Origin of the sequence: Polaromonas sp. YR568 (assembly GCF_943369675.1) — a bacterium.
In the GTDB taxonomy this organism is placed as follows: domain Bacteria; phylum Pseudomonadota; class Gammaproteobacteria; order Burkholderiales; family Burkholderiaceae_C; genus Polaromonas.
In genome coordinates, this window is the sequence record NZ_CALROB020000097.1 from 1 (window position 1) to 3470 (window position 3470).

General features: G+C 63.8%; 3 protein-coding genes. All 3 read left to right on the forward strand.

The window, feature by feature from the left end; translation table 11 throughout:
* Positions 1 to 453: chemotaxis protein CheW (locus ACLV8F_RS24765; protein WP_411886852.1), on the forward strand; the 453-nt coding region annotated here is incomplete at its 5' end.
* A 110-nt stretch (positions 454 to 563) separates the two neighbouring features.
* Positions 564 to 2267 (forward strand): methyl-accepting chemotaxis protein, encoded by a 1704-nt coding sequence (locus ACLV8F_RS24770; protein ID WP_411886853.1) that lies wholly within the window; start codon positions 564 to 566, stop codon positions 2265 to 2267.
* Between the two features lie 115 nt (positions 2268 to 2382).
* Positions 2383 to 3470, forward strand: a 1088-nt coding sequence (locus ACLV8F_RS24775; protein WP_411886854.1) for an MCP four helix bundle domain-containing protein, incomplete at its 3' end; no start/stop codon positions are given.

Here is a 3470-nt window from a genome sequence, read left to right on the forward strand (position 1 = left end):
GAGTTCCTGGCTTTCACTTTGGGCCAGGAAGAGTACGGCGTGGACATCCAGAAAGTGCAGGAGCTGCGCGGTTACGACACGGTGACGCGCATCGCCAATGCGCCCGAACACATCAAGGGTGTGGTCAACCTGCGCGGCATCATCGTGCCGATCGTGGACATGCGCATCAAGTTCAACCTGGGGACGCCCAGCTACGACCAGTTCACGGTGGTGATCATCCTGAACATCGCCAGCCGCGTGATGGGCATGGTGGTGGACAGCGTCTCCGACGTGATCACGCTGAACCCTGAACAGGTGCGCCCGGCGCCCGAGATGGGCGCGCTGCTGGACACCGAATACCTGATAGGCCTGGGCACGCTGGACGAGCGCATGCTGATCCTGGTCGACATCGACAAGCTCATGTCCAGCAGCGACATGGCGCTGATCAACAGCGCCGCCGCGCTGGCCGCGTAAGCGCCCCGCCACTTTCAAAACAGCAAACCGCGCGCGGACACACCCCTGAATCCGCCGCGGATCAACTTTATCGGCCGTAACGGCCTTTTCTTCCTTCTGGAGTCGTGATCATGTTTTTGGGGAATATTTCAATCGGCAAGCGCCTGGCCCTGGTGGTCGGCATCATCCTTGCCCTGTTCGTGACGAGCAGCGTGCTCGCCGTCCTGAAGCTCAAGCAGCTGGGGCAGGAGATAGACCGCATGGTGGTGATGAACGTGAAAACCGAGCGCGCCGGTTCCGACTGGCTGCGCCACACCACCTCCGGCGTTCAGCGCGCCGCAGCCATCGCCAAGAGCAGCGACCCCAGCCTGATCCCCTACTTCGCGCCGGCGACGGCCCTGTCGATCACGCAGACCAACGAGGTGCAGAAGTTCATCGAGCAGCAGATGGACACGCCCGAGAAGAAGGAACTGTTCGACAAGGTCGGCCAGCTTCGCAAGACTTACCTGGCCGCGCGCGAAGAGGTCAGCAAGGCCAAGATCGCCGGCGACCTGGAAGGCGCCAACCGCATCTTCACGGAAAAATTCGAACCCACCTCGCGCGACTACCTGGCCGGTGTGCAGAAGATGGTCGACAACGAGCGCAAGGCGCTGGACGACGCGGCCGTGCGCAGCGAGGCCTTGCGCGCCAACACCAGCACGCTGCTGGTCGTTTGCAGCCTGCTGTCGCTGAGCCTGGGCGTCGCCCTGGCCTGGCTGCTGGTGCGCAGCATCACCCAGCCGCTGTCGCGCGCCGTGCAGATCGCCCAGTCGGTCGCCGCCGGCGACCTGACCAGCGACATCCAGGTCAACAGCCAGGACGAAACCGGCCAGCTGATGCAGGCCCTCAAAGACATGAACGACAGCCTGTTCAAGGTGGTCGGCGAAGTGCGCCAGGGTACGGACACGATTGCCACCGCGTCCAGCCAGATCGCCGCCGGCAACCATGATTTGTCCTCACGCACCGAAGAGCAGGCGAGCTCGCTCGAAGAAACCGCCGCTTCCATGGAAGAACTCACGAGCACCGTCAAACAGAACGCCGACAACGCCAGGCAAGCCAACCAGCTGGCGGTGTCCGCCTCCAGCGTCGCCGTCAAGGGCGGCAGTGTGGTCGCCGAAGTCGTCGGCACCATGGACGCCATCAATGCCTCTTCGCGCAAGATTGTCGACATCATTGGCGTGATCGACGGCATTGCCTTCCAGACCAACATCCTCGCTTTGAATGCAGCGGTGGAAGCCGCGCGTGCCGGTGAACAAGGCCGTGGCTTTGCCGTGGTGGCCGCTGAAGTGCGCAACCTGGCCCAGCGCAGCGCGGCCGCCGCGAAAGAAATCAAGACCTTGATCGGCGACTCGGTCGACAAGGTGGAAGAAGGCAGCAAACAAGTCGCCGAAGCCGGCAAGACCATGGACGAGATCGTCGACAGCGTCAAACGCGTGACGGACATCATGGCCGAGATCACCGCTGCCAGCCAGGAACAGACGGCCGGCATCGAACAGGTCAACCAGGCGATCACGCAGATGGACCAGGTCACGCAGCAGAACGCCGCGTTGGTCGAAGAAGCGGCCGCCGCGGCATCGTCGCTGCAGGAACAGGCCAGCGGCCTGTCGCAAGTGGTCAGCGTGTTCCGGCTGGGGCAGGAGCAACAACACCGCGCGCGCCCGGCCCACGCCGTGCGCCCCGCCGTGGCGCCCCAGCAACCGCCGCGCGCCCGGCCCTCCATCGCGGCGCCGCAGCGCAAGCCGGCTGCCGCCGCCGGTGAGCTGGCCGTGGCCGGCGGAAGCTGGGAAACCTTTTAACAACAGTCCGGCAAGCGCGGGCGCGGACATCGGAAAAAACCGGATACCGCCTCTTGCGCCAGGGGAGCGATTGAAACAGAGCAGTCCGGATGCTTCCGGGCGAACAGGATAAGTGATGAATGCGTTTTACAACTTGAAGATCGCCACCAAGCTGGTGGTGTCATTTACCGCGGTGTTGGTCCTGACGGCCTTCCTGGGCATCTTCGCGCTGGTCCAGGTGGGAAAAGTCAACCAGCTGACCACCGAGCTGGCAACCGACTGGATGCCCTCGGCCCGCGCGCTGCTGGAGTTCAGGGTCAGCGTGGCGCGCTACCGTACCGTGGAGTTGCAGCACATCCTGTCGACGACGGAAGCGGAGATGGCGAACTACGAAAAGTCCATGAGCGACACCTGGGCGCAAATGCAAAAGCAGCGGGCCGCGATTGAAAAATTCATTGACGAACCGGAAGAAAAACCGCTCTTTGCCGAGATCGTCAAGGCGATGGAGCAGACCGCCGTGGTGCATGACAAGCTCATCGCCCTGTCGCGCGCCCAGCACATCGACGAAGCCAAGCTGCTGATACGCGGCGAGTCGCTCAAGTACAACCGCGAGCTCAACACCAGCCTGGACAAGCTGGTGGAGCTGAACATGGCCGGCGCCGCCGCCGCGGACGACTCCGGCGACAAGCTGTATGCCGGCGCCAGGAACGGGATACTGGCCATCCTGCTGGGCAGCATCGCCCTGGGTCTGGCCCTGGCCTTCTCGATTGCCCGCATCGTGTCGCGCCCGCTGTCGCAAGCTGTGGATGCCGCCCAGCGCGTCGCTGCCGGCGACCTGACCAGCCGCATTGAAGTGACGAGCAAGGACGAGACGGGCCAGCTGATGCAGGCCCTGAAAAACATGAACGACAGCCTGGTGGGCATCGTCGGCAACGTGCGCAGCGGCACCGACACCATCGCCACGGCCAGCAACCAGATCGCGGCCGGCAACCATGATTTGTCGTCGCGCACTGAAGAGCAGGCGAGTTCGCTGGAGGAGACGGCGGCCTCGATGGAAGAACTCACGTCCACCGTCAAACAGAATGCCGACAACGCGCGGCAGGCCAACCAGCTCGCGGTCTCCGCCTCCAGCGTCGCCGTCAAGGGCGGCAGCGTGGTGGCCGAGGTGGTCGGCACCATGGGCGCCATCAATGCGTCGTCCAGGAAGATCGTCGACATCATCGG

Coding starts and splice junctions, on each gene's coding strand:
- ACLV8F_RS24770 (WP_411886853.1), top strand. CDS start 564: ATGTTTTTGGGGAATATTTCAATCGGCAAGCGCCTGGCCCTGGTGGTC.